The organism is Mycobacterium sp. DL99 (genome assembly GCF_004762045.1).
Lineage (GTDB): Bacteria > Actinomycetota > Actinomycetes > Mycobacteriales > Mycobacteriaceae > Mycobacterium.
In genome coordinates, this window is the sequence record NZ_SJOM01000007.1 from 6,161,701 (window position 1) to 6,187,371 (window position 25,671).

Annotated in this window: 27 protein-coding genes and 1 tRNA gene; 14 read left to right on the plus strand and 14 right to left on the minus strand. The window is 65.8% G+C overall.

Annotated features, from left to right (window positions below):
* Positions 1 to 97: 97 nt before the first annotated feature.
* The 3 genes from EYZ64_RS29985 to EYZ64_RS32150 form a co-directional block, all read right to left on the minus strand.
* Positions 98 to 1,015, minus strand: a complete 918-nt coding sequence (locus EYZ64_RS29985) for an acyl-ACP desaturase (protein ID WP_135459391.1) — start codon at positions 1,013 to 1,015, stop codon at positions 98 to 100.
* Between the two features lie 118 nt (positions 1,016 to 1,133).
* Positions 1,134 to 2,159: a linear amide C-N hydrolase gene (locus EYZ64_RS29990; RefSeq protein WP_135459392.1), complete on the minus strand. Its 1,026-nt coding sequence runs from the start codon at positions 2,157 to 2,159 to the stop codon at positions 1,134 to 1,136.
* A 271-nt stretch (positions 2,160 to 2,430) separates the two neighbouring features.
* A complete protein-coding gene (locus EYZ64_RS32150; protein WP_167858030.1) occupies positions 2,431 to 2,592 on the minus strand; it encodes a hypothetical protein in 162 nt (53 codons plus the stop codon).
* On the opposite strand from EYZ64_RS32150, the gene EYZ64_RS29995 reads away from it, so the two are divergent.
* A complete protein-coding gene (locus EYZ64_RS29995; RefSeq protein ID WP_135459393.1) occupies positions 2,591 to 2,899 on the plus strand; it encodes a hypothetical protein in 309 nt (102 codons plus the stop codon). The genes EYZ64_RS32150 and EYZ64_RS29995 overlap by 2 nt on opposite strands.
* 24 nt (positions 2,900 to 2,923) lie before the next feature.
* On the opposite strand, the gene EYZ64_RS30000 is transcribed toward EYZ64_RS29995, so the two are convergent.
* From EYZ64_RS30000 to EYZ64_RS30010, 3 genes are all read right to left on the minus strand, one after another.
* Positions 2,924 to 3,211: a growth/differentiation factor gene (locus EYZ64_RS30000; RefSeq protein WP_286175191.1), complete on the minus strand. Its 288-nt coding sequence runs from the start codon at positions 3,209 to 3,211 to the stop codon at positions 2,924 to 2,926.
* 21 nt (positions 3,212 to 3,232) lie between these two features.
* Positions 3,233 to 4,558, minus strand: coding sequence for a TFIIB-type zinc ribbon-containing protein (locus EYZ64_RS30005; protein WP_286175192.1), 1,326 nt, complete (start codon positions 4,556 to 4,558; stop codon positions 3,233 to 3,235).
* Between the two features lie 231 nt (positions 4,559 to 4,789).
* Entirely contained in the window at positions 4,790 to 6,052 is a 1,263-nt protein-coding gene (locus EYZ64_RS30010) for an SPFH domain-containing protein (protein ID WP_135459395.1), read from the minus strand.
* Between the two features lie 249 nt (positions 6,053 to 6,301).
* Here EYZ64_RS30010 and EYZ64_RS32555 point away from each other — a divergent pair, with 249 nt between their 5' ends.
* On the plus strand, positions 6,302 to 7,105 hold the full coding sequence (locus EYZ64_RS32555; RefSeq protein ID WP_286175193.1) for a hypothetical protein: 804 nt from the start codon (positions 6,302 to 6,304) through the stop codon (positions 7,103 to 7,105).
* Positions 7,106 to 7,201: 96 nt separating this feature from the next.
* Positions 7,202 to 7,723 carry a DUF1990 domain-containing protein gene (locus EYZ64_RS30020; RefSeq protein ID WP_135459396.1) on the plus strand — a complete coding sequence of 174 codons (522 nt, stop codon included), beginning with the start codon at positions 7,202 to 7,204 and terminating at the stop codon, positions 7,721 to 7,723.
* A gap of 96 nt (positions 7,724 to 7,819) precedes the next feature.
* Here the strand turns inward: EYZ64_RS30020 and EYZ64_RS30025 are convergent.
* Both EYZ64_RS30025 and EYZ64_RS30030 read right to left on the minus strand, forming a co-directional pair.
* Positions 7,820 to 7,909: transfer RNA gene (locus EYZ64_RS30025), tRNA-Ser, on the minus strand.
* 19 nt (positions 7,910 to 7,928) lie between these two features.
* Positions 7,929 to 8,441, minus strand: coding sequence for a MarR family winged helix-turn-helix transcriptional regulator (locus EYZ64_RS30030; protein ID WP_135459397.1), 513 nt, complete (start codon positions 8,439 to 8,441; stop codon positions 7,929 to 7,931).
* 67 nt (positions 8,442 to 8,508) lie between these two features.
* Between EYZ64_RS30030 and EYZ64_RS30035 the strand changes: the two genes are divergently transcribed.
* A complete protein-coding gene (locus EYZ64_RS30035) occupies positions 8,509 to 9,486 on the plus strand; it encodes an NAD(P)H-quinone oxidoreductase (RefSeq protein ID WP_135459398.1) in 978 nt (325 codons plus the stop codon).
* Here the strand turns inward: EYZ64_RS30035 and EYZ64_RS30040 are convergent.
* The gene (locus EYZ64_RS30040; protein WP_135459399.1) at positions 9,483 to 10,679 is read right to left on the minus strand and encodes a cysteine desulfurase-like protein; all 1,197 of its coding nucleotides are present in this window, start codon (positions 10,677 to 10,679) and stop codon (positions 9,483 to 9,485) included. The genes EYZ64_RS30035 and EYZ64_RS30040 overlap by 4 nt on opposite strands.
* 124 nt (positions 10,680 to 10,803) lie before the next feature.
* Here EYZ64_RS30040 and EYZ64_RS30045 point away from each other — a divergent pair, with 124 nt between their 5' ends.
* From EYZ64_RS30045 to wzm, 5 genes are read left to right on the plus strand one after another with little or no spacing between them, the layout of a single operon-like run.
* Positions 10,804 to 12,765 (plus strand): DUF6541 family protein, encoded by a 1,962-nt coding sequence (locus tag EYZ64_RS30045; RefSeq protein WP_135459400.1) that lies wholly within the window; start codon positions 10,804 to 10,806, stop codon positions 12,763 to 12,765.
* A 35-nt stretch (positions 12,766 to 12,800) separates the two neighbouring features.
* Positions 12,801 to 13,316 carry a bacterial proteasome activator family protein gene (locus tag EYZ64_RS30050; RefSeq protein ID WP_135459401.1) on the plus strand — a complete coding sequence of 172 codons (516 nt, stop codon included), beginning with the start codon at positions 12,801 to 12,803 and terminating at the stop codon, positions 13,314 to 13,316.
* A 6-nt stretch (positions 13,317 to 13,322) separates the two neighbouring features.
* Positions 13,323 to 14,120, plus strand: coding sequence for a galactan export ABC transporter ATP-binding subunit Wzt/RfbE (wzt, locus tag EYZ64_RS30055; RefSeq protein WP_135459402.1), 798 nt, complete (start codon positions 13,323 to 13,325; stop codon positions 14,118 to 14,120).
* The gene (gene glfT1 / locus EYZ64_RS30060) at positions 14,110 to 15,006 is read left to right on the plus strand and encodes a galactofuranosyltransferase GlfT1 (RefSeq protein ID WP_502702995.1); all 897 of its coding nucleotides are present in this window, start codon (positions 14,110 to 14,112) and stop codon (positions 15,004 to 15,006) included. Before wzt ends, glfT1 begins: the two co-directional genes overlap by 11 nt.
* On the plus strand, positions 15,003 to 15,833 hold the full coding sequence (gene wzm / locus EYZ64_RS30065; protein WP_135459404.1) for a galactan export ABC transporter permease subunit Wzm/RfbD: 831 nt from the start codon (positions 15,003 to 15,005) through the stop codon (positions 15,831 to 15,833). The genes glfT1 and wzm overlap by 4 nt, the downstream gene beginning before the upstream one ends.
* A 4-nt stretch (positions 15,834 to 15,837) precedes the next feature.
* Here wzm and EYZ64_RS30070 read toward each other — a convergent pair whose 3' ends face one another.
* The 3 genes from EYZ64_RS30070 to EYZ64_RS30085 form a co-directional block, all read right to left on the minus strand.
* Positions 15,838 to 16,257, minus strand: coding sequence for a pyridoxamine 5'-phosphate oxidase family protein (locus EYZ64_RS30070; RefSeq protein WP_135459405.1), 420 nt, complete (start codon positions 16,255 to 16,257; stop codon positions 15,838 to 15,840).
* Positions 16,258 to 16,340: 83 nt separating this feature from the next.
* Positions 16,341 to 16,988, minus strand: coding sequence for a porin MspA (gene mspA / locus EYZ64_RS30075; protein WP_135459406.1), 648 nt, complete (start codon positions 16,986 to 16,988; stop codon positions 16,341 to 16,343).
* A gap of 602 nt (positions 16,989 to 17,590) precedes the next feature.
* Positions 17,591 to 18,061: a carboxymuconolactone decarboxylase family protein gene (locus EYZ64_RS30085; RefSeq protein ID WP_135459407.1), complete on the minus strand. Its 471-nt coding sequence runs from the start codon at positions 18,059 to 18,061 to the stop codon at positions 17,591 to 17,593.
* Positions 18,062 to 18,110: 49 nt separating this feature from the next.
* On the opposite strand from EYZ64_RS30085, the gene pdxR reads away from it, so the two are divergent.
* Positions 18,111 to 19,523, plus strand: coding sequence for a MocR-like pyridoxine biosynthesis transcription factor PdxR (gene pdxR, locus EYZ64_RS30090; protein WP_135459408.1), 1,413 nt, complete (start codon positions 18,111 to 18,113; stop codon positions 19,521 to 19,523).
* On the opposite strand, the gene EYZ64_RS30095 is transcribed toward pdxR, so the two are convergent.
* Positions 19,520 to 20,146, minus strand: a complete 627-nt coding sequence (locus EYZ64_RS30095) for a trimeric intracellular cation channel family protein (RefSeq protein WP_135459409.1) — start codon at positions 20,144 to 20,146, stop codon at positions 19,520 to 19,522. The two genes, pdxR and EYZ64_RS30095, sit on opposite strands and share 4 nt — an antisense overlap.
* A 48-nt stretch (positions 20,147 to 20,194) precedes the next feature.
* Between EYZ64_RS30095 and EYZ64_RS30100 the strand changes: the two genes are divergently transcribed.
* The 4 genes from EYZ64_RS30100 (at position 20,195) to katG (ending at position 24,989) form a co-directional block, all read left to right on the plus strand.
* Positions 20,195 to 20,590, plus strand: a complete 396-nt coding sequence (locus EYZ64_RS30100) for a GtrA family protein (protein WP_167858211.1) — start codon at positions 20,195 to 20,197, stop codon at positions 20,588 to 20,590.
* A gap of 176 nt (positions 20,591 to 20,766) precedes the next feature.
* Positions 20,767 to 22,149, plus strand: a complete 1,383-nt coding sequence (dprE1, locus tag EYZ64_RS30105) for a decaprenylphosphoryl-beta-D-ribose oxidase (protein WP_167858032.1) — start codon at positions 20,767 to 20,769, stop codon at positions 22,147 to 22,149.
* 208 nt (positions 22,150 to 22,357) lie between these two features.
* A complete protein-coding gene (locus EYZ64_RS30110; RefSeq protein WP_167858212.1) occupies positions 22,358 to 22,762 on the plus strand; it encodes a Fur family transcriptional regulator in 405 nt (134 codons plus the stop codon).
* Positions 22,763 to 22,796: 34 nt separating this feature from the next.
* Positions 22,797 to 24,989 carry a catalase/peroxidase HPI gene (katG, locus tag EYZ64_RS30115; protein ID WP_135459413.1) on the plus strand — a complete coding sequence of 731 codons (2,193 nt, stop codon included), beginning with the start codon at positions 22,797 to 22,799 and terminating at the stop codon, positions 24,987 to 24,989.
* 56 nt (positions 24,990 to 25,045) lie between these two features.
* On the opposite strand, the gene EYZ64_RS30120 is transcribed toward katG, so the two are convergent.
* Entirely contained in the window at positions 25,046 to 25,666 is a 621-nt protein-coding gene (locus EYZ64_RS30120; protein WP_135459414.1) for a TetR/AcrR family transcriptional regulator, read from the minus strand.
* Positions 25,667 to 25,671 lie beyond the last annotated feature (5 nt).

Genomic DNA, 25,671 nt, shown 5'->3' on the forward strand with positions numbered 1-25,671 from the left:
CCAACTACTCCTCGATACCCAAGATCAACGCGGTGCGAACTCTGGGGAGTGTGTGATCTGCGACACGTTCAGCGGGCGAAGCGGGGCCTGCGAGTTGCTACGAGGCCACCCCGACGCGCTGGCGCTCGCGCTTCTCCTCGTAGAACCGGGCCCGTTCATCGACCGCGTCCAGGAACTGGGCGAGCTCCTCGCGAGCATTTTCACCCTCGGGCCCGAAATCGGTTCGGTCGAAGATCCGCCAGAATCGCAGCACCGGCTGCACCACGTCGTCGTGATGGACGCGCAGGTCATAGATACCGGCTTTGGCGATGGTGATCGCGTTCTGCGCGAAATCGGCCATCCCCTGACCCGGCATCGCGAAATTCACCACCTCGTCGCGGATGGCCTTCATCGAGGCGTCGGGCGCGATGTCCAGTGCCGCGGCCATGAGGTTGCGATAGAACACCATGTGCAGGTTCTCGTCGGCGGCTATCCGCGCGAGCAACTGGTCGGCGATGGGGCAACCGGACGCGCGCCCGGTGTTGCGATGAGATACCCGGGTAGCCAGCTCCTGGAACGACACATAGGCCATCGCCGCCAGCGGCGTCTTGTCACCGGAGTCGTACCCGGCGACGGTATGCGCCATGCGAAGACGTTCTAGCGCAACGGGATCCACTCCGCGGGTGACGACGAGGTAGTCGCGCAACGCGATGCTGTGGCGGCCTTCTTCTGCCGTCCACTGCCCCACCCAGGTGCCCCACGCACCGTCGCGGGAGAACCGCGTGGCGATCTCGCGGTGGTAGGACGGCAGATTGTCCTCGGTCAGCAAGTTGACCGTCATGGCCACCTTGGCGACCTGGTCCAACGGTGAATCCTCGGGCTGCCAGTCTTCCCCGTCCAGGAAAGCGAAGTCGCGACCTCTGCTCCACGGGACGTAGTCGTGCGGAAACCATTCCCGCGCCATCGACAGATGACGGTCGAGATTGCTCTCGACAACCGGTTCGAGTTCGTGGAGCACTCCGTTTTGGGCGTCCATGGGCGTCCTCCCAACATCTTCGGCAGGCGTCGACGTCAGCGTGCCGTTCGTAACCTACGGTAGCGTAGGTTACGGGACCGTAGGTTACTTTCGGGTGAATGAACGGGTCGGAGGCGGCTCACTTCGCCCCGGCCGCGCCCTCCTCCAGCTTGCGGAGCAACCCCAGTGACAGGAAGGTCATGGCACCCTTGTCCTCGAATTTGTGGGCCACGTTGCCGGCGATGCCGCCTTGCACGGCGAGCTCACCGATCAGGTCGAGTTTGAGCTGCTGACTGCCCTCCGAGAAGTCGAGATCCGCCAGATCCACCCACACGATGTTCGGGCGAGTAGTGGACTCGTAGACGTACCGCTTGTTGGTGAGATCCAGGACCACCTGCCAGATGGTCTGTGAGGCATCGGGCTTGCCCGGGTCTGGGATGCGGAACGGCTGCGCGGCGTTACGGATCACCGAGAACATGCCAGCGATGGCCTCCACCTGGCCGGCCGGTTTGGGCAATCGGCCGGCGTAGTAACTGGCCCGGGCGAAGCGGTCGCTGGCCAGGGTGGAACCCGGGATCGGCTGATCGCCACCCAGACCGGTGAACGACTTCACCAGCTCCAGCTGCTGATCGAAGGTCGGCGAATTGGTCATCACCTTGTAGTCCTTTGAGTGGTACACCCGGGCCTTGCCGTCGACGTACTCGATGATCGCCGAATCCCCGGTCGCATCGTCGAGCGCCAGGTGCAATCCGGGGCGGACCCCGCCGGTCGGATCGTCCATCTGTACGACCTGGACATCGGTCTCCGCGATCCACGCGGTCGCCTCCGCCACCGTCGCGAAGTTGTCCAGGAAATACTGCAGCCAGATGCCCTGGCCGAGCTGAGTGCGCGAGCCATCCGGCTCGCCGTAGGTCGACTCCGCCAGCCACAGGATATGTCCGGCCAGGCCCGCCTCGTTCATGCCGTCGACGGAGGTGATGTCGAAAGCCGTGGCGATCACGCTGCCGTACTTCGAGGTCCAGGTGAGCTTGCCCGAAACCGCGTCGTCGCGTTCGACCCCGCGCGGCTGCTTCCACAGGTTGGTCATCAGGTCCTTGTGGAAGTCCATGTTCCTGCCGACGAGAACCGCATCGCCTGCTTCGGGCCACATAACTCTTGTGCACATGCGAACGAGCCTAGTGTCGGCACACGTAGGTGTACGGCGAACCCGCGGAACACATCTCATCGAGCAGTTAACCGCTATCGTTTCAAGGCATGGCGTCAACGACGTTGTTCAAGTTGCCTTCCTCGCTCCCGGCAACGCTTTGTACGGTCCTCGCGGCAACGGTGCTCACTGCCGCGACGGCACTGTCGTGCGCCGCGAGCGCCACGGCCGATCCGATGACCGTGTGCCCGCCGAACCAACCGTCCTACTGGAATGGACAACCGTGCTTCCCTCAGCCGTGCGTGCCGCCGTACGCGCCGGGCATCCCGCCGTGCTTCATGCCGCCGCCACAGATCGGACCGAACGGATTGCCGGTATTCGGTTGAGCTTCAACGAGTTGATCGCGTAGTTCTACTGATCCGGTCGTCCACTCCGTGACCCACGATGTCGTCATGAATCACGAACCGAGTCGCCGCGGGCCGCTGTCGTTCGTCGGCATCGCTGCGATGGTTGTCGCGTATCTACTGGTGTTCACGGTGCTCTCCGACACCGACATGGCGTCCAAATTCGAGAATGGCATCGCACCACCGGGGACCGATGTGTTGGGTAACCGCATCGCCGCCGTGGGTGGCGCCGTGGCCGCAGGGTGCGCATGGGTCGCAGTTGTCGCGGGTCGCATGGTCGTCCCAATAGTGTTGGTACTCATCGCCTCTGCACCGTTGGTGCTTCTGTCGCTCGTTACGCTGCAACTCGCGTTCTGATCAGCCCTGGCGGGCCGCGCAGACCTACCCACGCACCTCGTGTTCGTTCGCGCCCGACATGCTCGATTTCCGCGAGCCGCCGACACTCTTCACGTACTGGTCCATCGTCTGCATGTTCGCGATGTCCGCCAGGGTCTCAGTTTCGTGGTGGTGCCGTTTGTTCCTGTTCCGGTAGCGCGTGTACTGGTACATGAAGAACGCCGGCCCGGTAAGGAGAAACAGCAGCGGGATCAGCTCGGCAACACCTGACGATGACGACGAGGACGCGTGATGACTTGTCGCGAGAACAACGTCGACAGCGGTCGACAACATCGGCGTGATCATCTTCGTCCCCTACCGCCAGAACACCAGGGCCGACGCGATTGTCGCTGCGATACCGAATAATTCGGCTACCCCGGACGCAATCCAGAGGCGCGCGGTGTTGATCGGCACCGAACCCATCGTCTCTCCCGTACGCCCGTTCACCGCGATGTAGTGCAGCAGCTCTTTCCCGCTGCTCTTTCGCTCGTAGTAGCTATAGAGCCACACCGGCAGGTACGCCGACACCCACCGCTCACCGTGCACTTCGATGTGCTGCTGGTCCCAGCGCACGCCGCGATCGTAGAAGTCCAAGGTCTCGGCGGCGCGATACCTGCCGACGTCCTGGGCCTGCAGCCGAGCCGGGTCGAACATGGTATCGACGTCGAGATCGCGGCGCTGCGAAGTGAATCCCGAGAGATAGTTGGGGTCATAGCGCACCGCATTCTTGGTGTCGAACGGCATGATCGAATTGATGATGTTGTTGGTGTTGCGGTCGGTGTGGACGTCGCGCTTGTCGGCGGCCGATTCGATCGTGAGGTCGTCGATGTAGAGATCGAACTTGCGGGCCACCTGATACGTGTCGTAGTCGTAACGGGTCTCGGAACGGTCGTCGTCGATGCGCACGGTGTAACTGCGGGTGGTGTGCTCTCCGTACCCCACGAACTCGACCGAGCTGTTGAAATCGATGATCAGGTACGGCAGGTAGACACCCATGACGTTCTCGGGTGCGAACTCCGCCGTGAACCGCCTGTTCGCGAAGAACTTTCGCACCGCGACGAACTCCGAAATGCGCGCGACAGCTTCAGCCTTGGGGAGCGAGAACGGCAACACCACGTCGGGTACGGCGCCGTTCTGGATCTGCTCGTTGACAGACAGCTTGTTCCGGCACCAGTGACAGCGCGCCTGCACCGCATGATTGGTGTCGATCGACACCTCGGCACCGCATGCGCTGCATTTGAAGCTCACGACCTCGTTCACCCCGGGCACGACGTTGCCCGACCCCGAGCCGACCCGACGTCCGCGCAACTCGCTGATGGGCGAGTTCAGATCGAACAGGTCAGCCGCGTTCTGCTCTCGCCACCCGTATCGGCAGTACCGACATACCAGGTTGCCGCTCTTGATATCCAGGGCGATGTCGGTGGAACCGCACCGCGGGCACTTGTTGAGCCCGTCCTCACGGTTGGACGTGGTCTGGATGACCTGCGGTCCGTCGTGGTTGTCGTAGGTCACGGCGGGCGCCTCGCCGGGCCCGTACCCCGCGTTGCGCTCGGCCTCCCGCGCGCGTGTCACGCCGTCCCATGTGGCGTTGTTGAACTCGCCCGGAGGCGTCACCTCGACGGCCCGGTCCCGCGGGATCACGCCGGCCGGTTGAGCGTATGCATGCGCTTGCGGCGGAGGCCCGTGGGTGAACTGCTGAGGCTGCCCCGGATAGGCCGACGGATACGACGGCCAGGATTGGCCGGGTGGCGGGCCACCGGGCGAATAATATTGCGGCGCCTGCGGATACGGCGGGGGCGGCGGCTGGCTTTCGCCACTTACCGGCGGGTATCCGCCAGACCGATTGCCCCCGTTGTTCGGGTGTGCCATGTCCTAGAGTCCGAGCGCCTTCGCCTTGGCAGCGTCGTAGTCAGCCTGCGTGATGAGGCCCTGATCGAGCATGCTCTTGAACTGCGCGAGCTTGGCCACCGGGTCATCGGCAGCAGCTGCCTGCTGCGGTGGGCCCTGTGGCGGCGGACCTTGCGGATAGCCCTGCTGCGGATAGCCCGGCTGCTGCGGGTGGCCCTGGGGCGGTGGGGGTACCTGCTGATACGGTGCCGGCCCCTGAGGTTGCTGGAGGCCACCCATCGCACCGCCTGCGGCGTTCATCCCCATGCCCATCATCGCGATTCCCGCAGCGCCCCCACCGTTCTCACCCGCGGCCTGCATGCCGCGCGCGACAGACTGCTGAAGGAAGGAGTTGCCCCGCGTGCCGCTCAGGGCATCGGCCTTCTTGACGTCCGAGAGCAGGCGGCGGGTGTCCTCGTCGTACTCGATCGACGCGATCGCAACATTGACGATCGTCAGTCCCCGCCCGCTCGTCCAGTGGTAGGCACTGTCGACCGCGGCTGAGAGGGACTGCGCGAAGCCGATCGAGTCGCCCTGGATGCGCGCCATCCGATTGCCCTTGGCCGGGTCGTTCGTATAGTGCGAGAACGCCGGCGCGAGCGACGCCACCACCTCGTTGAAGAGTTGCGTGGCGGCATCGTTGTCGAAGTCGGTGAAGTCGAACACTTCACCACCGGCCTGCAGGTACGTCAACGGCACGAACTGAGTGGCGAAGAGAATTGGGTCGATGATCCGCATCGTGTAGGTGCCACGCGTGATCGCACCTACCTGAGCGCCGAGATAAGCGTCGTCCCAATAGATCTCCGACTGCGTGCCGAAACGGTTGTTCGGAAGCTCGCGAAGGTTCACGTAGAAGACCAGCTGTTGACTGCCGGGCTGGCCGCCGAATTTGAACCGCTCGAACGACTGCGTGATCAGCGGGCTCACAATTCCGTCGCCGGCGAAGATCGACTGTGAGTTCGGGTCATCGGATTGCCACACGTAGCCGCCGGGCTGCGCGATGAAGCCGGTGATCCTGCCGTCCTGGAACGTCAGCAGCCCGGTGCCCTCAGGGACGAGAATCTTCGAGCCGTTGCTGATGATGTTCTGCGACCCACGGGTATTGGAACCGCGACCGGCGTTCTGACCGACCGGAACTCCCGGAAAGATCGCTGAAGTCGGGGCGACCTGCGGTGGGACGACGAAGTCCTTCCACTGGTCGGCCAGCGTCCCCCCGAGCGCGCCGGCGAATGCCTGAATGAATCCCACGAGCCTGCTCCTTAGACCTAGCAGCGATCCGACGGTGGGCGTGCCACGAATCGCCTCAGCGGGACTGGACAATCGCCCCCCAGTTAGCAGCCACAGCGTACCCGCGCTGAATCCGTCTGAATGCCACCAATTTGCGAAACGACGCTAAGTTGCTGGCCGCCCGCTGCGATCAGGGCCGGCACCTTCATCGGGAGACACCCGCCGAAATGCGCCGTGGCTGGCCGCAGCCGGCCGATAGCATTCACCTTAATGTTGCCGGCAAGACTGATCGGGGCTGCCGCAGTAGCCGCTGTCACCCTCGCAGGTTGCGGGCCGACCACCGCACCGCCGCCACCAGCCGTGCCGACAAGTGCGACAACCACTACGGCACCGACCAGTACGACGCCGTCGAGCTCGACGCACGAACCGTCCGCCGTTGACACCTCGGCCCCACCACTGGCCACCGATGCGCACGGCTACACGATCACGTCGATCACGTCGATCACCGAGCCCGGCTCGCAACCGAACAAGTCGGTGACCGTCCCTCAGCTGTCCGGCGGCGACCCGGCCGTCACTGCGCGCTTCAACGCAGCCATGCAGGCCTCGCGGGCCGGGATGCCCGCACAGTCCGCCGACATGAGCGTGGACGACGGAGAGCTGCCCGGCGGTTTTGGTAGCGGCGTGACCAGGATCGGCTCCGGCGTCGTCGCCGGACGCATCGTCCTGCTCTGGTACGGCAGTGGCGCCGCACACCCCAACCAGAGTCTGGGCACCGTGGTGATCGCGACCGCCACCGCGACGCCGGTCACCGTCGCTGCTCTGTACCAGGATCGCGCTGCAGCGCAGGCTCGGCTACGGACGCTGCTGCCGCAGCTGGACACCAGCGGGCGGCTCAATGATGGCGCGGTCTCGGGCGAGGACATCGACGCCAACTGGCTGCCCACGTCGAGCGGGCTCGAGGTCTACGTGTCAGTGGCCCATGTGATGGGTGACTACGTGGTCGTGACGGTGCCGTGGGACCAGATCGCAGATCAGCTGCGGCCGGGGATGCTCGATGTGCTGACGGCGGACTGAGGGCGACCGTCCCCAACGTATCCGGCATCGAACTTGACTACACCCCAAGCTCATTGAAGCAAGTGGATGCCATCCTCCAGCCGTACCCTTGTTCCCATGCCGACATTTCCGGCGGAACTGACCTATGCCGGTGCAAGCCTCACCGAACCGGCCCGCGATGTCTGGACGGCCAACCCACCGACCTTCCGCCGTTTCGAGCACACGATCGTCGTCGGCCACGGGAATGCTGTGTGGATCTTCGCGGCGGCCGAGGTGATGAAGTGGGGCATCAAGCAGCGCAGCGGCTTCGATGTCACACCGGACGGTGTTGCCGATGAAGGTGCCGACTTTTGCATCACGGCAAGGTGGGGACCTGTCGTCGTGCGCGAGCCGGTACGAGTCGTCGCTGTCGTCAACGACGACGATCGTTGCGGGTTCGCGTACGGCACGCGACTCGGACACCCCGTCTGTGGTGAAGAAGCGTTCATCGTGCACCGAAATGCCGTCGGCACAGTGTTTCTGACACTGCGGTCCCTGACGCGGCCCGCACCCGAGGGACCCTGGCGACCGCTGTTTCCCGCACTGCTGATCGCGCAGCGCTACTTCCGCCGCCGCTATCTGCGGGCACTTGCTGTGTGAACCATTGACCTCGGCCGATGCCGACAACGTCAACATCGAGCCGAAACCGACGGCGCCGGACTCCTCGCCTGACGACCAGCGGGTTCATAGGCCTGATGGCGGTGGCGGAGGGATTTGAACCCCCGGACGGTGTTAGCCGTCTCTCGCTTTCAAGGCGAGTGCATTAGGCCGCTCTGCCACGCCACCGCCGACAAGAGTACGGGTTTCACACCCGGCCGATGTGGGCGGGCGGCGCTCCGTTCTTCAGCGCGACGCTGATGCGGCGACAGTTCTCCCCCATCGCCGCGATCTGCGGACGCGAGAGCCTGCCGAGAAAGTGTGACCGGACGCCCTGTCCGTACGTCACCATCGCCTCACGAACAGCAGCCCTGCCCTCTTCGGTGATCGTGGCGACCACCCCGCGCCCGTCGTCCGGACTGGCACACCTGGTCACCAGGTTCTGGACTTCCAGCCGCCGGATCTGCCGGGTCACCCGGCTGGGCAGTGACATCAGCCGTTCGGCCAAATCACCCATCCGGGCCGACCCGGTCGATGACTTGTCCAAGATGTCGAGCAGGCGCACATCGTTGAGGGTCAGGTGATGTGCGTCCACCAGCGACCGGTTCAAGGTCGCATACATTCGCAAAGCCGAGTCGAGGTAGTTCTGCCATGACCTCTGCTCGGCGATGTCCAGGCCCGGCATGTCACCCGCCGTGCGCCCCGCAATCATCCCCGCCATGGGCGCAATCGTAAGGGACGTCAGTATTGCTGCGCTTGGGAAACAGCATGCTTGTAGCGTTGAAATAATGTATGCAATTGTCGCGTCCGTTAGCGGCCATCTGACCTGGGAAAACGTCGCTGATATCGAACCAGCAAACGAAGAAATTCTGATCCGAGTTCACGCCGCGGGTGTCAATCGCGCCGACTTGCTTCAGGCCGCGGGCAAGTATCCGCCCCCGCCAGGCGCCAGTGAGGTCATCGGATTGGAGGTGTCAGGCAACGTCGCCGCCCTCGGCGCAGATGTTACCGACTGGTCAGTTGGGCAACCCGTGTGTGCATTGCTCGCCGGTGGCGGATACGCCGAGTACGTCGCCGTACCGGCCGCACAGGTGTTGCCATTGCCCGATGGCGTTGCTCTCAGGGAATCCGCAGGATTGCCCGAGGTGTCGTGCACGGTGTGGTCCAACCTCGTGATGACCGCCGGATTGACGGCCGGTCAGGTCGTGCTGTTGCACGGCGGAGCCAGCGGAATCGGCACCCACGCCATTCAGGTGGCCCGCGCCCTCGGCGCCCGGGTCGCGGTGACGGCCGGCTCGGCGGACAAGCTGGCGCTGTGCCGCGAACTGGGGGCCGACATCACCATCAACTACCGCGACGAGGACTTCGTGGAGCGGATCCGGAGCGAAACCGGCGGCGAAGGGGCCGACGTGATCCTCGACATCATGGGCGCGGCCTACCTGGACCGCAACGTCGACGCCCTGGCCACCGGCGGCCGGCTGGTCATCATCGGTATGCAGGGCGGCATCAAGGCCGAACTGAACATCGCCAAGCTGCTCGGCAAGCGGGCCGGGGTCATCGCCACCTCACTGCGTCCCCGGCCGGTGCACGGGCCCGGCGGCAAGGGCGAGGTGGTGCGCGCGGTGCTCGACAATGTCTGGCCGATGATCGCCGACGGACGGGTACGTCCGATCATCGGTGCAGAACTGCCCATCCAGGAAGCCCAGCGGGCCCACGAATTGCTGGCCTCCGGTGAGGTCGCGGGGAAGATCGTGCTTACCGTCTAGCCCAGCGAGGCCAGGGCCCGCACCAGCTGATCGACCTCGGCACCGGTCGAGTAGTGCGACAGCCCTACCGTCACCGCGCCGCCGATGTCGTTGACGCCGATCACGTCGAGCACGCGGGAGCTGGCATTCGAGATCGCCAGGATGCCGTTGTCGGCCAGCCGCTGCACCACCCGCTCGGCCGGGATGTCGCGCACCACGAAGCTGAGCACCGGAATCTGCGACTCCGGCCTGCCGATCACCATCACCAACGGCAACGAGCGCAACGAGGCCACCAGGTACTCGAACAACCGGTCCAGGTACGCGCCCGCCGACTGCATCGACACCGCCAGCCGCTCGCGCCGCGAACCGCTGGCTGAATCGTCGAGGTTCGACAGGTACTCGATGCTGGCCACCACGCCACCCAGCAGGCCGTACTGGTGTACACCCACTTCCAGCCGGGCCGGACCGGTGGCGTGCGGATCCAACGACACCGAGGCCAACGAATCGATCATCGACGGGTCGCGGAACACCAGGGCGCCGATCGGCGGGCCGCCCCACGGCACGGCGTTGAGGGCGACCACATCGGCGTCGATCTCGTTGATGTCGATCAGCCGGTACGGGGCCGCCGCCGAGTGGTCGACGACGACCATGCCGCCGACCTCGTGGGTGAGCTTCGTCACCTCACCCAGGTCGGTGATGGTTCCCAGGGTCGACGAGGCCGACGAGATGGCCACCAGGCGGGTCGGCTTGTCGATCAGCCCTTCCCACTGCCAGGCCGGCAGCTCACCGGTCTCGATGTCGACCTCGGCCCACTTGACCTTGGCGCCATAGCGATTGGCGGCCCGCAACCACGGCGCGATGTTCGCCTCGTCATCCAGGCGGGTGACCACCACCTCATAGCCGAGGCCGACCCGGCTGGAGGATGCCTCGGCCAATGCGGTCAGCAACTGGGCCCGGTCCGCGCCCAGGACCACACCCCGCGGATCGGCGTTGACCAGGTCTGCCACGGCTTGGCGGGCGGCGATGAGGACGGCCGCGCTGCGGCGTGCCGATGGGTGCGGTCCGACAGCGGTGGGCATCGAGCCGCGGAAGGCGGTGGAAACCGTCGTCGCGACCGAATCGGGCACCAACATGCCGTTCTGGGCATCGAAGTGGACCCACCCATCGCCCAATGACGGGTGCAGGCCCCGCACCCGGGCGACGTCGTATGCCATGCCAGCCACCTTAGAGGGTCCGCAGATATCACAAACCGACACGATTTGGTGAGCGCCCGACCGCACGTTTGCACTTCCGAGACCATGCTCGGACCGGGTCGCCCTGGGCAGCCATACTAGTCCAGTGGGCTTCGGGTTCGGAGTGCTAATCGCACTGTTGTTGCTGGTGATCCCCGGGGCGCTGATAGCCAGGGCCGGCGGGCTGACCGTGTCGACGGCAGTTGCAGTGGGTCCAGCCTTGACCTACGGCACTGTCGCGTTGGCAATCATTCCGCTCGGGGCCATCGGCGTGCCGTGGAACGTGTGGACTGCGCTGTTTGCTGTGGTCATCGTCGCCGCCATTGCGGCCGGCTTGCGGAGGGTGTTGGCCCGCTACCGTGACCGCGATGCCGAGGCCTCAGGCGCGACGCGGCGGGCCGCCGTGGTGGTTGCGGTGGGAGTGCTGCTGGGCGCCGCGCTGATTGCTGCTGCGGCGATCGCCGGCCTGCCGCACTGGCAATCCATCCCCAGCACCTGGGATTCGGTGTGGCACGCCAACACCATCCGGTGGATCCTCGACACCGGCCAGGCCTCACCCACCCACATGGGCGAGTTGCGCAACGTCGAAACCCACGAGGCGCTCTACTACCCGTCGGCCTTCCACGCCCTGGCCGCCGTCTACTGCCAACTCACCGGTGCCGCCGCGACCACCGCGTACACCGTGAGTTCGGTCACCGCGGCGGTGTGGCTGTTCCCGGTCAGCGCCGCGGTACTGACGTGGAAGATGGTCCGCCCGCACGCCTGCGAGATGCGCACCGCCGTCGTCGCGGCCACCGCGGCAGCGCTCACCGCATCGTTCACCGCGGTGCCCTACGTCGAATTCGATGTGGCGGCGATGCCCAACCTGGTCGCCTACGGGCTCGCGGTACCGGTATTCGCCCTGATCGTCTCGACACCGGCACATCGGGACCGCATCGGCCTGGCCGTGCTCGCGACGGTCGGCGTCTTCTCGGTACACCTCACCGGCGGTGTGGTGACCGTGCTGCTGGTCGGCATCTGGTGGCTGGTAGATGCGCTGTGGCACCCGGTCCGCGGCCGGCTGTCCGACTTCCTGGCGCTGGCCGCCGTCGCGGTGCCGACCCTGCTGATCATGCTTCCCCAGTTTCTCGGGGTCCTTCAGCAGGCCGACATCATCGTGGGCCACGCCTTCGTCAACCACCTCGGCAAGAAGCACTCACTGTTCTCAGCGGTCTTCCAGCACACCCGTCACCTCAACGACTTCCCCATCCAGTACGCGCTCATCGCGCTGGCCGCCATCGGCGGACTGGTCCTGCTGGTCAAGAAAATCTGGTGGCCGCTGGCGATCTGGCTGATCTTGATCACGTCGATCGTGCATTCCGGCGCACCGTTCGGCGGCCCGATCGGAGCCATCACCGGCAAGTTCAGCGACCTGTTCTACAGCGATCCGCGCCGGTTGTCGGCGGTGGTCACGATGCTCTACGCGCCGATGGCCGCGATCGGCCTGTGCACGCTGGTGCTGCTCGGCGCCGCGCTGCTGCGTCGCACCGGCGCCCCACCGGCCTGGATCCGCGCGACGGCCGCCGTCGCACTGGCCGCCACCACCGTGGGCCTGGCCTGGCACTACTTCCCCCGCCATAAGTTCCTGTTGGGCGACAAGTACGACTCGGTGATGATCGACGCCAAGGACCTCGAAGCCTTCGCCTACCTGGCCAATCTGCCCGATGCCCGCACCACGCTCATCGGCGACGCCAACACGGACGGCACCGCCTGGATGTACGCGGTCTCGGGGCTGCACCCGCTGTGGACGCACTATGACTACCCGGTGCAGCAGGGCCCGGGGTATCACCGGTTCATCTTCTGGGCCTACGCCGACGACGCGGACACCGATCCCCGCGTTGCCGAGGCAGTCGAAGCGCTCAACATCCGCTACGTGCTCACCAGCACACCGGTGGTCCGCGGGTTCGTCATGCCGGACGGACTAGTGTCGCTAGAGCACTCACGGTCGTGGGAGAAGATCTACGACAACGGTGAGGACCGCATCTACCGCTGGCACGGAGAGAACGCGGCCACCAGGGCGACGAACTGACACGACCCAGAACTGACAAGATCCAAGGGAAGGCCATGACCATCAACCCCGACGATGACAACATCGAGATCCTGGCCAGCACAGCCGACGAGACCGATGCCGAAGCTGACGGCAAGGCGCTGACAGACCTCGTCGAGCAACCGGCGAAGGTCATGCGCATCGGCACCATGATCAAGCAGCTGCTCGAAGAGGTGCGCGCGGCTCCGCTCGACGAAGCCAGCCGCAACCGGCTGCGCGACATCCACCGGACCAGCATCCGCGAGCTCGAGGACGGTCTGGCCCCTGAACTGCGTGAAGAACTGGAGCGGCTGACGCTCCCCTTCACCGAGGACAGCGTGCCGTCCGATGCCGAACTGCGCATCGCGCAGGCACAGTTGGTCGGCTGGCTGGAAGGCCTGTTCCACGGCATCCAGACGGCGTTGTTCGCCCAGCAGATGGCCGCCCGCGCCCAGCTCGAGCAGATGCGCCAGGGCGCCCTCCCGCCGGGCCTGCAGGTCCCGGGCGGACAGCGCGGTGGCGCGTCCCACCCCGGCACCGGCCAGTACCTGTAGGCCGCATTGTCTGATCCGTATATTTCGACGCACGAAGCTTGGGTGGAGTTCCCCATCTTCGACGCCAAGACGCGCTCCCTGAAGAAGGCGTTCCTCGGTAAGGCCGGCGGCGCCATCGGGCGGAACGAGTCCAACGTCGTCGTCATCGAAGCGCTGCGCGACATCACGATGTCGCTGAAAATGGGCGACCGGGTCGGGTTGGTCGGCCACAACGGCGCGGGCAAATCCACACTGCTGCGGCTACTTTCGGGCATCTACGAGCCGACGCGGGGCTCGGCCACGGTCAGTGGCCGGGTGGCCCCGGTGTTCGACCTCGGCGTCGGGATGGACCCGGAGATCTCGGGCTTCGAGAACATCCTCATCCGCGGACTGTTCCTCGGGCAGACCCGCAAGCAGATGCTGGCCAAGGTCGACGAGATCGCGGAGTTCACCGAACTCGGCGAGTACCTGTCGATGCCGCTTCGCACCTATTCCACCGGCATGCGGGTGCGCCTGGCGATGGGCGTGGTCACCAGCATCGACCCCGAGATCCTGCTGCTCGACGAAGGCATCGGCGCCGTCGACGCGGAGTTCCTCAAGAAGGCGCAGTCTCGGCTGCAGAGTCTGGTGGAGCGGTCCGGAATCCTGGTGTTCGCAAGCCATTCCAACGAGTTCCTGGCCCGGCTCTGCAAGACGGCGATGTGGATCGACCACGGCACCGTCAAGATGACCGGCGGCATCGAAGAGGTCGTCGGGGCCTACGAGGGCCCAGACGCCGCGCGGCATGTGCGCGAGGTCCTGGAGGAAACCGCGCGTGGCGCCTGAGTCTGTAATCGCGGTCATCGTGACCCACCGGCGTCCTGAACTGCTGGCCAAGTCCCTCGCCGCGGTGGCGGGACAGGACCGCAGGCCCGACCACCTGATCGTGGTCGACAACGACGACGACGACGCCGTACGCGAGCTGGTCCTCGGCCAGCCGGTGCCGGCGACCTATCTAGGATCTCGCCGAAACCTCGGCGGCGCAGGCGGTTTCGCGCTTGGCATGCTGCACGCGCTGGCCCAGGGTGCCGACTGGATCTGGCTGGCCGACGACGACGGCCGCCCCGCCGACAGCACCGTGCTGTCCACCCTGCTGGCCTGCGCCGAGCAGTACACCCTGGCCGAGGTCTCACCCATGGTGTGCAACCTCGACGATCCCGACCGGTTGGCGTTCCCGCTGCGCCGCGGGCTGGTGTGGCGGCGGCTGGCCAGTGAATTGCGCACCGAGGGTGAGGGCGACGTCCTGCCCGGGATCGCGTCACTGTTCAACGGCGCCCTGTTCCGGGCCGCCACGGTGGAATCGGTCGGCGTGCCGGATCTGCGCCTATTTGTCCGCGGCGACGAGGTCGAACTGCACCGCCGGCTCGTGCGCTCGGGCCTGCCGTTCGGAACCTGTTTGACCGCAAGCTATCTACACCCGTGCGGCACCGACGAGTTCAAACCGATCCTCGGCGGCCGGATGCACACCCAGTACCCCGACGACGAGACCAAGCGGTTCTTCACGTACCGCAACCGTGGCTACCTGCTGTCCCAGCCGGGGTTGCGCAAACTCCTGCCGCAGGAGTGGGTGCGCTTCGGCTGGTACTTTCTGGTGTCCCGCCGCGACCCCGCGGGTCTGCGTGAGTGGATTCGCCTGCGGCGGTTGGGCAGACGCGAAAGGTTCCAACGATGACGTTCACTGACGCGGCGTCCGATTCCAAGACCATGGCCCGGGCCGTGCGCGACCTCCGCGAGGGCTTCGGCAAACGCGAACTGTGGCTGCACCTCGGCTGGCAGGACATCAAGCAGCGCTACCGGCGCAGCGTGCTGGGCCCGTTCTGGATCACCATTGCCACCGGCACCACCGCGGTGGCCATGGGCCTGCTGTACTCGAAGCTGTTCAAGCTGCCGCTCGAGGAGCACCTGCCCTACGTAACACTCGGCCTGATCATCTGGAATCTGATCAACGCGTCGATTCTCGAGGGCTCCGAAGTGTTCATCGCCAATGAGGGCCTGATCAAACAACTTCCGACCCCGCTGTCGGTGCACGTCTACCGCTTGGTGTGGCGGCAGATGATCTTGTTCGGCCACAACATCGTGATCTTCGTGGTCATCGCGATGATCTATCCGAAACCGTGGAAATGGACTGACCTGGCGGTCATCCCGGCGCTCGGGCTGATCGTGCTCAACTGCATATGGGTGTCGATCTGTTTCGGCATCCTGGCCACCCGGTACCGCGACATCGGCCCGCTGCTGGCCTCGGTGGTGCAGTTGCTGTTCTTCATGACGCCGATCATCTGGAACGAGTCGACGCTGCGGCAACAGGGCGCCGGCTCGTGGGCCAAGATCGTCGAGCTCAACCCGCTGCTGCACTACCTGGACATCGTGCGCGCGCCGCTACTGGGTGCCGACCAGGAGTTGCGGCACTGGCTGGTGGTGCTGGTTCTCACGGCGATCGGCTGGACGCTGGCGGCGTTGGCCATGCGCCAGTACCGCGCACGGGTCCCCTACTGGGTCTGAGCGGCTACACGTCGTCGGGCACGGAGCCGAACACGAACCTGCGCCCGGAGATCTCCTTCGGCTGGATCCGCACGTAACGACGCTTCGTGGTGGCGATCCACGACAACAGCTGCCCACGCTCCGCCTCAGCGATCTCTTCGGGAGCCTCAAGAAGCTGCGGTATGCCCCGCACGATCACACTCCACCCGCCGACAACCGTGTGATCGTCGGCCTCGAACAGCACCCGGTCGTTGAACAGGGTGCTGATCAACTTGGTGCCCTCGGCGGTCCGGAACAGCACCGTGCGGTGCTGGACGACGAAGTTGACGGGAAAGATCTCCAGCCTCGTGCCGATGGTCGATACGAGACGGCCCAGGGTCACGCTGGACAGCAGCTGCCAGCACTCGTCCTCCCCGAGCACCGAAACCGGGCTCTGCGGCGTCATGAGGCCACCGTAGCCGCCCGAAATGGCAATCGGCGCGCCCTGCTCCTCGGAAGGAGCGGGACGCGCCGATCGGCGTCGTATGCCTAGTTCATGTTCCAAGGCTCGCCGTAGGTGGTGACGCTGTCACCGGTGGAGGCGATCAGGCGGGCGAACGGACGCAGCAGCACGCCACCGGCCGCACCGGTCACAGTGCCGTGCGCGTTGGACACCGCCACACCGCCTGCCGGACCCTTGACGTCCACCGAGAAGGTGGCCACTTCCTGGATGCCCGGGCCGTTGCCCAGATCAGCGCTGATCGACACACCCGGGAAAAGGTTCGGGGTGATGACCGAGTTCAGGCCGAAGGGCGGGCCGGTGATGTCACCATCGTCGATCAGGATGTTCGGGGTGGTGTAGGAGAAGTTGATCCCGACACCCAGCGACCAGGGGAAGCCGATCTGGTAACCCAGCTCCAAGGTGCCCGCGAAGTCGTCGGCACCCGGGCCGGCCACGGTGTACTTGGCCCGACCCGAATGGAACCACTCACGGGTCAGCCGGTTGCGGTCCAGCGGGAACACACCGTTGAGGAAGGTGTCCCACTGCTGAACGGTCAGGGTCCTGTCCTGACCATCAACCAGGCTCAGTTCATTGTCCAGACCCGCATGTGAAGTGCCCGTGCCTATGAAAAGGCCCGCGAGGACCCCGGCCATTGCGGTCACCAATGCGACCAGCACTCGACTGAATGCCTTCATGTTCTCCCTAGCTATGTCGGTGATCCGATTCGTGCTTCACCAACCAGGGTCCCCACCCTAGAGATCCATCGGCGGTCCACCGCCCGATTAGGGAGGTCACATCCGGCTCTCATGCCTTGCTCATGATTGGCAGGAGGAAACGTAACCGGGCGGCACCCGGGCGGCAACGGCAACGGTTTCCGAACACCCGAGCAGACAGTCCTCGGTACAAAGTTTGCTAGATCAGCACCTGCCTGCGTCACACCGCCGCTGCCGACAACCTGTGAGCGCTGAGCGCTACGTCCGGATCACATCGGAGTCGAAGCGCCGCGGAATGACCCCACCACGCGGCAAGAACTGGCGTTTTGCCCGATCTGCAGAGCACGGGCCCGACAATCACGCCGAGTAGAAAGATTGCCGTCACCATCGTAAATATCGCGGACCAGCCCGCCGACCACCCCGGGTTTGCGCTTGCTGTGTAAACGTTCCGTTACGCAGGGCCGAACGCCCGGATTAACTGAACGGCCGTAGATCGATTCCACGAACCCGCGGCCGATATTCCGATTTGTGACCGACATCACATTGAAAGCGGTGGCGTTCCACATCTCCGATCCTGCGCGCGATCAGCGCCGCGGGGCGGGCATCCGCACGGTGACGTTGATCCGGTTCCACGCGTTGATGGTCACGGCCATCGCGATCACCTGACCGAGCTCGCGTTCGGTGAACGCCGCGGCGGCACGCGCGTACACGGCGTCGGGGACGTGGCCGTCGCCCAGTTCGGTGATGGCCTCGGTCAGGGCCAGCGCGGCCCGCTCGCGTTCGGTGAACAGGTCGCCCGCCTCCTGCCAGGCTGCGATGAGCGCGAGCCGCTGCTCGGTTTCGCCCTGCTTGCGGGCGTCGTGGGTGTGCATGTCGAGGCAGAACGCGCAGTGGTTGATCTGCGAGGCCCGGATCTTGACGAGCTCGCCGATCGTGGGGTCGACGTCCTTGGCGGCGGCATTCGACAGCGTCATCATCGCGTCGTAGAGCTCGGGCGAGACCTTGTAGATCTTGAGGCGGTCAACGGTCGCGGCGGGCTCGAGTGTCTGTGTCATGGCTCCAACGCTAGACGGCAAAATACCGCCTAGATGGTTCAATATTGCAGTGACTTCACGGGCCAATTTGCGGGGCCGGGATCTCCATCTCGACCTGCGCGCGGTGATCGAACCCGGCAGCCGCACCGCCCGCGAGCAGCTGATCACCGCACTTCGGGAGGGGATTCGCAGCGGCAGGTTGAGCACCGGCACTCGACTGCCGCCGTCGCGCACGCTGGCCTCCGACCTCGGACTGGCCCGCAACACCGTCGCCGAGGCGTACGCCGAGCTGGTCGCCGAAGGCTGGCTGGCCTCCCGCCAGGGCGCGGGCACCTGGGTCGCGCGCACCACCGCCCCGCGGCCGGCGCCGCGCCCACGCCGCGTTCCTGCCGTCCCGCGGCACAACCTGATGCCCGGCTCCCCCGATGTGTCGGAGTTTCCGCGGACGGCGTGGTTGGCGTCGGCGCGCCGGGCGATCACGACCGCACCGGTGTCCGCGCTGCGGATGGGCGACCCGCGCGGACCGCTGGCGCTGCGCGAGGCTCTCACCGAATATCTGAGCCGCGTGCGCGGCGTGCGGACCACCCCCGAGTCGATCGTGATCTGCTCCGGGGTGCGCGATGGCGTCGACCTACTGGGCCGGGTCCTCGGCAGCCGGCGACCGATCGCCGTGGAGGCCCACGGGCTGTTCATCTTCCGCGACGCGCTCGCGGCGCTGGGTGTGCCGACGGCACCGATCGGCGTCGACGAGGACGGCGCGGTGATCAGCGACCTCGACCCGTTGGACCCCTCGGCGGTACTACTTACTCCCGCGCACCAGAGCCCGTTCGGGATGGCCCTGCACCCGGCGCGGCGCACCGCGGTCATCGAGTGGGCGCAGCGCACCGGCGGATACGTGGTGGACGACGACTACGACGGCGAGTTCCGCTACGACCGCCAACCCGTCGGCGCCCTGCAGTCACTGAACCCCGAACGGGTCGTCTACCTGGGTTCGGCCAGCAAGAGCATGGCCCAGGTGATGCGGGTGGGCTGGATGGCACTGCCCGACGCATTGATCGATCCGGTCATCGCGGCGGCAGGCGGGGCGCAGTACCACGTCGACGCCCTCACCGCGCTGACCCTGGCCGACTTCATCCACAGCGGCGGCTACGACCGGCACGTCCGGCGGATGCGCAACCGCTACCGGCGGCGACGCGACGCCCTGGTCACCGCGCTGGCCCGATTCGACCTCGGCATCAGCGGCCTGGCCGCGGGCGTCAACATGCTGCTCACCCTGCCCGACGGCGCCGAACCCGAGGTGCTGCGCCGGGCCGGTGAAGCCGGGATCGCGTTGAACGGGCTGTCGATCATGCGTCACCCGCTCGCCGGACCGGATACCCCCGCCCCCGACGGGGTGATCATCGGTTTCGGGGCGCCGGCAGACCACGCTTTCGGGCCGGCGGTCGACGCGCTGTGCGGCGTCCTGTCGGCCACGTTCCGCTAGGAATTCTCACCCACGATCAGGTCCGACGGCCCCGTGGGTAACCGCCAGTGAAAAACCAGCCCGGCCAGGCGCAGCGTCGTGGCCAGCACCGTGCCCACCACCAGGCCGATCCACTGCGGGCCGAAGTAGTCGATGACCGCGTACGCCATCGCACCGATCAAGGCGGGGACGGCATACAGATCGGCCGGCCGCATCAACATCGGAATCTCGCGCACCAGCACATCGCGGATGATGCCGCCGCCGATCGCGGTGGTCATGCCGATCAGCACCGCCGCGAACCAGCTGGCCCCGTGGTCGACCGCGAACGCCGCGCCGGAAGTCGCGAAGAAGCCCATGCCGATCGCGTCCAGCGACAGCACGATGCGGTTGAACCGGATGAGGTGGTTCGCGGTGAGGGTGGCCACGGCGGTCGCCGCCACCGCAACGGTGATATTGGGCCAGTGCTGGATAGAGGTGGGCGGATGGATGCCGAGAAAGAGGTCGCGGATCACCCCGCCACTCACACCGGTCAGCACCCCCAGCGCCGCAATGCCGAACAGGTCGAAGCCCTTACGTATCGCGACCATGGCCCCAGACGACGCGAACACCGCGATTCCGAGGTAGTTGAGCACCGTCTGCAGCACGAGTGCACCGTACGACCTCGCTAAGCTGCCTGAGTGGCTGAGCCCGTAATGTCGCCGACCCTTGACCTGAAAACGCAGGCGTTCCGGTTCATCGTGACCGGCGGACTGTCGGCGATCGTCGACTACGGGCTGTACTTCATCCTGCACACCCTCGGCGTGCAGATAGACCTCGCCAAAGCCCTCAGCTTCATCGCCGGAACCACCACGGCCTACCTGATCAATCGGCGCTGGACCTTCCAGGCACCGCCGAGCAAGGCCCGTTTCATTGCGGTCTGTGTTCTCTACGCGGTGACTTTCGCGGTCCAGGTCGGGATCAACCACGTCTTTCTGCTCTGGCTCGCGGACGGGCCATGGCGGATGCCGGTCGCCTACGTCATCGCCCAGGGCACGGCCACGGTGATCAACTTCATCGTGCAGCGTGCGGTGATCTTCAAATTGCACTGAGGATCAGGCAGGCGGTTCCGACGACCCGTGCGTCACTCTCGGTATCGCTTGGTCCACAAAACAGCGCCTGACCTCCCGTTTCGACGATCATTTCCGGTCGCCGGCTGTGCAGTGGACACCAATTTCGGACACAACTGCAGGGGACCCGGGCCGTGCTCGCGGTACCCTCTTTGACGATGTCGACTACTGACTTGCCGACCACTCCCAAGCGCCTGACGGGCTGGGGCCGGACCGCACCGACCGTGGCACAGGTGCTCTCAACCAGCGATCCCGAGGTCATCGTCAAGGCCGTGACCCGGGCCGCCGAGCAGAAGGGCCGGGGTGTGATCGCCCGCGGTCTGGGGCGCTCGTACGGCGACAACGCGCAGAACGGCGGCGGACTGGTCATCGACATGTCGTCGCTGAACCAGATCCACTCGATCGACGCGGGCACCAAGCTGGTCGACGTGGACGGCGGGGTGAACCTCGACCAGCTGATGCGGGCCGCACTGCCCCACGGGTTGTGGGTCCCGGTGCTGCCCGGCACCCGCCAGGTGACCATCGGCGGCGCCATCGGCTGTGACATCCACGGCAAGAACCACCACAGCGCAGGCAGTTTCGGCAACCACGTGCGCTCGATCGATCTGCTGACCGCCAACGGCGAGATCCGCAAGCTCACCCCGGACGGCCCCGAAGCCGAGTTGTTCTGGGCGACGGTCGGCGGTAACGGCCTGACCGGCATCGTCCTGCGGGCCACCATCGAGATGACCCCCACGGAGACTGCGTATTTCATCGCCGACGGCGATGTCACCCACGGCCTCGACGAGACCATCGAGTTCCACAGCGACGGCACCGAGGACAACTACACGTACTCGTCGGCCTGGTTCGACGCGATGAGCGCCCCGCCCAAGCTGGGCCGCGCGGTGATCTCCCGCGGCTCGCTGGCAAAACTGGACCAGTTGCCCCCGAACCTGCAGCGTGATCCGCTCAAATTCGATGCGCCGCAGTACTTCACCACGCCGGACATCTTCCCGAACGGTCTTGGCAACAAGTTGATCTTCGGCGCCATGACCGAGGTGTGGTACCGGTTGGGCAAGACCTATCGAGGCAAGGCCCAGAACCTGACGCAGTTCTATCACCCGCTGGACATGGTCGGGGAATGGAACCGGGCCTATGGCTCGGTGGGGTTCACCCAGTACCAGTTCGTGGTGCCCACCGAGGCTGTCGACGAGTTCAAGCGCATCATGGTCGACATCCAGCGCTCCGGGCACTACTCGTTCCTCAACGTGTTCAAGCTGTTCGGCGCGGGCAACCAGGCACCACTGAGCTTCCCCATCCCCGGCTGGAACGTCTGTGTCGACTTCCAGATCAAGCCCGGCCTGAGTGACTTCCTCACCGAACTCGACCGCCGCGTAATGGAATTCGGCGGCCGACTCTATACCGCCAAGGACTCGCGGACCACCGCGAAGACGTTCCACGCCATGTACCCGCGGATCGAAGAGTGGCTGGCGGTACGCCGCAAGGTGGATCCCGACGGCCTGTTCGTCTCGGACATGGCGCGCCGGCTGGAGCTCGTCTAGCGATCCGGCTCCGCCAAGCGGACACCGAGACTGCATCCAGGGACAAGACCGCCGTCGAATTTGTCCCTGGATGCAGTCTCGGTACGGTCGCCGACCCGTTCCAGGCACCACCATCGTTCGTCTCGAATTCGCGAGAATTTTATTCTTGACTAATTCCAGAAAAGGGACAAGACTTCGGTCCGTGGCGACAACTGCGGACTTCCAGCAGATGCTGCGAAGCGCCGACATGCGTGTGACCCGCCCCCGAGTGGCGGTGCTGCACGCGGTCCATGCGCATCCGCACGCAGACACCGACACGATCATCCGTTCGGTGCGCAAAGACCTGCCCGACGTCTCACACCAGGCCGTGTACGACTCGCTGCACGCCCTGACCGCAGCGGCACTGGTGCGCCGCATCCAACCCTCCGGTTCAGTCGCCCGCTACGAATCACGTATCGGCGACAACCACCACCACGTCGTGTGCCGATCGTGTGGCGCAATCGCCGACGTGGACTGCGCGGCCGGGTCCGCCCCATGCCTGACCGCGTCACACGACCACGGTTTCGAGATCGATGAAGCCGAGGTCATCTATTGGGGCACTTGCCCCGAATGTTCGATTGCTCCAAGTAGATAACCCCTTAACCCGCCAGCCCCGGAAAGGATTTGTCATGGCAGAAACACACCCCCCCATTGGCGAAGCTCAAACCGAACCCGCCGAAAGCGGTTGTCCCATGCGGATCAAGCCTCCTGTCGAAGGCGGCAGCAACCGCGACTGGTGGCCCAATGCGGTGAATCTCAAGATCCTGCAGAAGAATCCGCCCGCCATCGATCCGTCGGACGAGGGCTATGACTACCGCGAGGCCGTCAAGACCCTCGATTTCGAGGCCTTCGAGCGCGATTTCGATGCCCTGCTGACGGATTCGCAGGAGTGGTGGCCGGCCGACTTCGGCCACTACGGCCCGCTGTTCGTCCGGATGTCGTGGCACGCCGCTGGCACCTACCGGGTGCAGGACGGCCGTGGTGGCGGCGGGCGCGGTATGCAGCGCTTCGCCCCGCTGAACAGCTGGCCCGACAACGTCAGCCTGGACAAGGCCCGTCGTCTGCTCTGGCCGCTGAAGAAGAAGTACGGCAAGAAGATCTCGTGGTCCGACCTGATCGTCTACGCAGGCAACCGGGCAATGGAGCACATGGGCTTCAAGACCGCGGGCTTCGCCTTCGGTCGCCCGGACTTCTGGGAGCCCGAGGAGGACATCTACTGGGGCGCCGAGCACGAGTGGCTGGGTTCACAGGACCGCTACGCAGGCAGCGGCGACCGCACCAAGCTGGAGAACCCGCTGGCCGCCAGCCACATGGGTCTGATCTACGTGAACCCCGAAGGCCCCGAAGGCAATCCGGATTACATGGCAGCAGCCATCGACATCCGCGAGACGTTCGGCCGGATGGCGATGAACGACATCGAGACCGCGGCGCTGATCGTCGGTGGCCACACCTTCGGCAAGACCCACGGCGCCACCGACATCGAGAACGGCGCGGAGCCCGAAGCCGCACCGCTCGAGCAGATGGGCCTGGGCTGGGCCAACCCCGGCCTCGGCAACGAGACCGTCAGCAGCGGCATCGAGGTGACCTGGACGCACACCCCCACCAAGTGGGACAACAGCTTCCTGGAGATCCTCTACAGCAACGAGTGGGAGCTGACGAAGAGCCCGGCGGGCGCCAATCAGTGGAAGCCCAAGGACAACGGCTGGGCCAACTCTGTGCCGATGGCGCAGGGCACCGGCAAGACCCACCCGTCGATGCTCACCACCGATCTGTCGATGCGGTTCGACCCGATCTACGGCGAGATCACCCGCCGCTGGCTGGATCACCCGGAGGAGCTGGCCGAGGAGTACGCCAAGGCCTGGTTCAAGTTGCTGCACCGCGACCTTGGTCCGGTGGCCCGCTACCTCGGACCGCTGGCACCCAAGCAGACCTGGCTGTGGCAGGACGTCATTCCGGCCGGTAAGACCCTGAGCGGCGCCGATGTCGACACGCTCAAGGCCGCCATCGCCGACTCGGGTCTGACTGTGCAGCAGCTGGTTTCGACGGCATGGAAGGCAGCGTCGTCGTACCGCTCCAGCGATATGCGCGGTGGCGCCAACGGCGGCCGGATCCGCCTGCAGCCGCAGCTGGGCTGGGAGGCCAACGAGCCCGACGAGCTGGCCCAGGTGATCCGCAAGCTCGAGGAGATCCAGGCAGCGTCGGACACGGGTGTGTCGTTCGCCGACCTGGTGGTCCTCGGCGGGGCCGTCGGCATCGAGAAGGCGGCCAAGGACGCCGGATTCGATGTCACCGTGCCGTTCCTGTCGGGTCGCGGCGACGCCACCCAGGACCAGACCGACGTCGAGTCGTTCGCCTGGCTGGAAACCCTGTCCGACGGCTTCCGTAACCAGGTCGGCAAGGGTGACCCGTTGCCCCCGGAGTACCGGATCATCGACAAGGCCAACCTGCTGGGCCTGTCGGGTCCGGAGCTGACCGTGCTGATCGGCGGCCTGCGCGTGCTGGGCGCCAACCACGGTGGCTCGGATCTCGGTGTGCTGACTGCCAACAAGGGCAAGCTGACGAACGACTACTTCGTCAACCTGACCGACATGGGCATCAAGTGGGCACCGTCACCGGCCGACGACGGCACCTACATCGGCTCCGACCGGGCCAGCGGTGCGCAGAAGTACACCGCCAGCCGCGTCGACCTGCTGTTCGGCTCGAACTCGCAGCTGCGGGCCCTGGCCGAGGTGTACGCCGAGGACGATTCCAAGCAGAAGTTCGTCAAGGACTTCGTCGCCGCCTGGAACAAGGTGATGAACGCCGACCGGTTCGACGTCTGATCTGACAAGTAACGCAACACCCCGCGGGCCTCGGCTCGCGGGGTGTTGTTGTCTCGCTAGGCTTTTGCCCGCATGGCGCGATAGGCCGCCTTGCCGAAGGTCTCTGCCACCAGCGGTTCGTCGTCGCCGGCGAGCATCTTGCGGACCGCCGCCTCGCAGATCGCCAGGAACACCTCGACCAGCATCGGCAGTGCGGCGTCGAGATCCGCGACCTGCCACCGTTGCAGCAGTGGGCGCATCACGGTCGCGAGTTGGCCGCGGAGACGGTCCCGGCCACGCACGATGGCCGCGGTCAGCACCGGGTCAGGATCCGCCCCGAACATGATGCGCCATGAGGCGGGGCGCTCGCGCACGGTGCTGTGCAGCGCGCGGAACCCGTCGACGAACAGTTGCTCGATGGAACCCGTACGCTGCGGGGGCAGCAGCTCGAAAAGGCTGGCCAGCACCTGGTTGGTTTCCCGATCCAACAGTGCGGCAAGCACTTCCCCGCGGCCGGGGTAGCAGGCGTAGACCACCGGCCGGGTGACCCCCAAACGGCTTGCGATGGCTCCCATCGTCACATCGGCCAGGCCCTGTTGCGCGGCGATCTCCAACGCGGTGTCGAGGACCTGCGGCCGGCGCCGGTCCGGGCCCAGATGCTCAGCGCGGGTCCGGTTGGCGGTCGCGGCTTCGTTCACTTCGC

What these genes read in the sequence shown, in the direction of transcription:
- EYZ64_RS30030 (WP_135459397.1), bottom strand. Translation starts at nt 8,441, where the DNA reads ATGGCGGGGATGATTGCGGGGCGCACGGCGGGTGACATGCCGGGCCTG.
- EYZ64_RS29990 (WP_135459392.1), bottom strand. Translation starts at nt 2,159, where the DNA reads ATGTGCACAAGAGTTATGTGGCCCGAAGCAGGCGATGCGGTTCTCGTC.
- EYZ64_RS29995 (WP_135459393.1), top strand. Translation starts at nt 2,591, where the DNA reads ATGAATCACGAACCGAGTCGCCGCGGGCCGCTGTCGTTCGTCGGCATC.
- EYZ64_RS30000 (WP_286175191.1), bottom strand. Translation starts at nt 3,211, where the DNA reads ATGTTGTCGACCGCTGTCGACGTTGTTCTCGCGACAAGTCATCACGCG.
- EYZ64_RS30100 (WP_167858211.1), top strand. Translation starts at nt 20,195, where the DNA reads ATGTCGCCGACCCTTGACCTGAAAACGCAGGCGTTCCGGTTCATCGTG.
- EYZ64_RS29985 (WP_135459391.1), bottom strand. Translation starts at nt 1,015, where the DNA reads ATGGACGCCCAAAACGGAGTGCTCCACGAACTCGAACCGGTTGTCGAG.
- EYZ64_RS30070 (WP_135459405.1), bottom strand. Translation starts at nt 16,257, where the DNA reads ATGACGCCGCAGAGCCCGGTTTCGGTGCTCGGGGAGGACGAGTGCTGG.
- dprE1 (WP_167858032.1), top strand. Translation starts at nt 20,767, where the DNA reads ATGTCGACTACTGACTTGCCGACCACTCCCAAGCGCCTGACGGGCTGG.
- EYZ64_RS30050 (WP_135459401.1), top strand. Translation starts at nt 12,801, where the DNA reads ATGACCATCAACCCCGACGATGACAACATCGAGATCCTGGCCAGCACA.
- EYZ64_RS30040 (WP_135459399.1), bottom strand. Translation starts at nt 10,679, where the DNA reads ATGGCATACGACGTCGCCCGGGTGCGGGGCCTGCACCCGTCATTGGGC.
- EYZ64_RS32150 (WP_167858030.1), bottom strand. Translation starts at nt 2,592, where the DNA reads ATGACGACATCGTGGGTCACGGAGTGGACGACCGGATCAGTAGAACTA.
- mspA (WP_135459406.1), bottom strand. Translation starts at nt 16,988, where the DNA reads ATGAAGGCATTCAGTCGAGTGCTGGTCGCATTGGTGACCGCAATGGCC.
- katG (WP_135459413.1), top strand. Translation starts at nt 22,797, where the DNA reads ATGGCAGAAACACACCCCCCCATTGGCGAAGCTCAAACCGAACCCGCC.
- EYZ64_RS30020 (WP_135459396.1), top strand. Translation starts at nt 7,202, where the DNA reads ATGCCGACATTTCCGGCGGAACTGACCTATGCCGGTGCAAGCCTCACC.
- EYZ64_RS32555 (WP_286175193.1), top strand. Translation starts at nt 6,302, where the DNA reads ATGTTGCCGGCAAGACTGATCGGGGCTGCCGCAGTAGCCGCTGTCACC.
- EYZ64_RS30110 (WP_167858212.1), top strand. Translation starts at nt 22,358, where the DNA reads ATGCTGCGAAGCGCCGACATGCGTGTGACCCGCCCCCGAGTGGCGGTG.
- wzm (WP_135459404.1), top strand. Translation starts at nt 15,003, where the DNA reads ATGACGTTCACTGACGCGGCGTCCGATTCCAAGACCATGGCCCGGGCC.
- EYZ64_RS30035 (WP_135459398.1), top strand. Translation starts at nt 8,509, where the DNA reads ATGTATGCAATTGTCGCGTCCGTTAGCGGCCATCTGACCTGGGAAAAC.
- EYZ64_RS30085 (WP_135459407.1), bottom strand. Translation starts at nt 18,061, where the DNA reads ATGACACAGACACTCGAGCCCGCCGCGACCGTTGACCGCCTCAAGATC.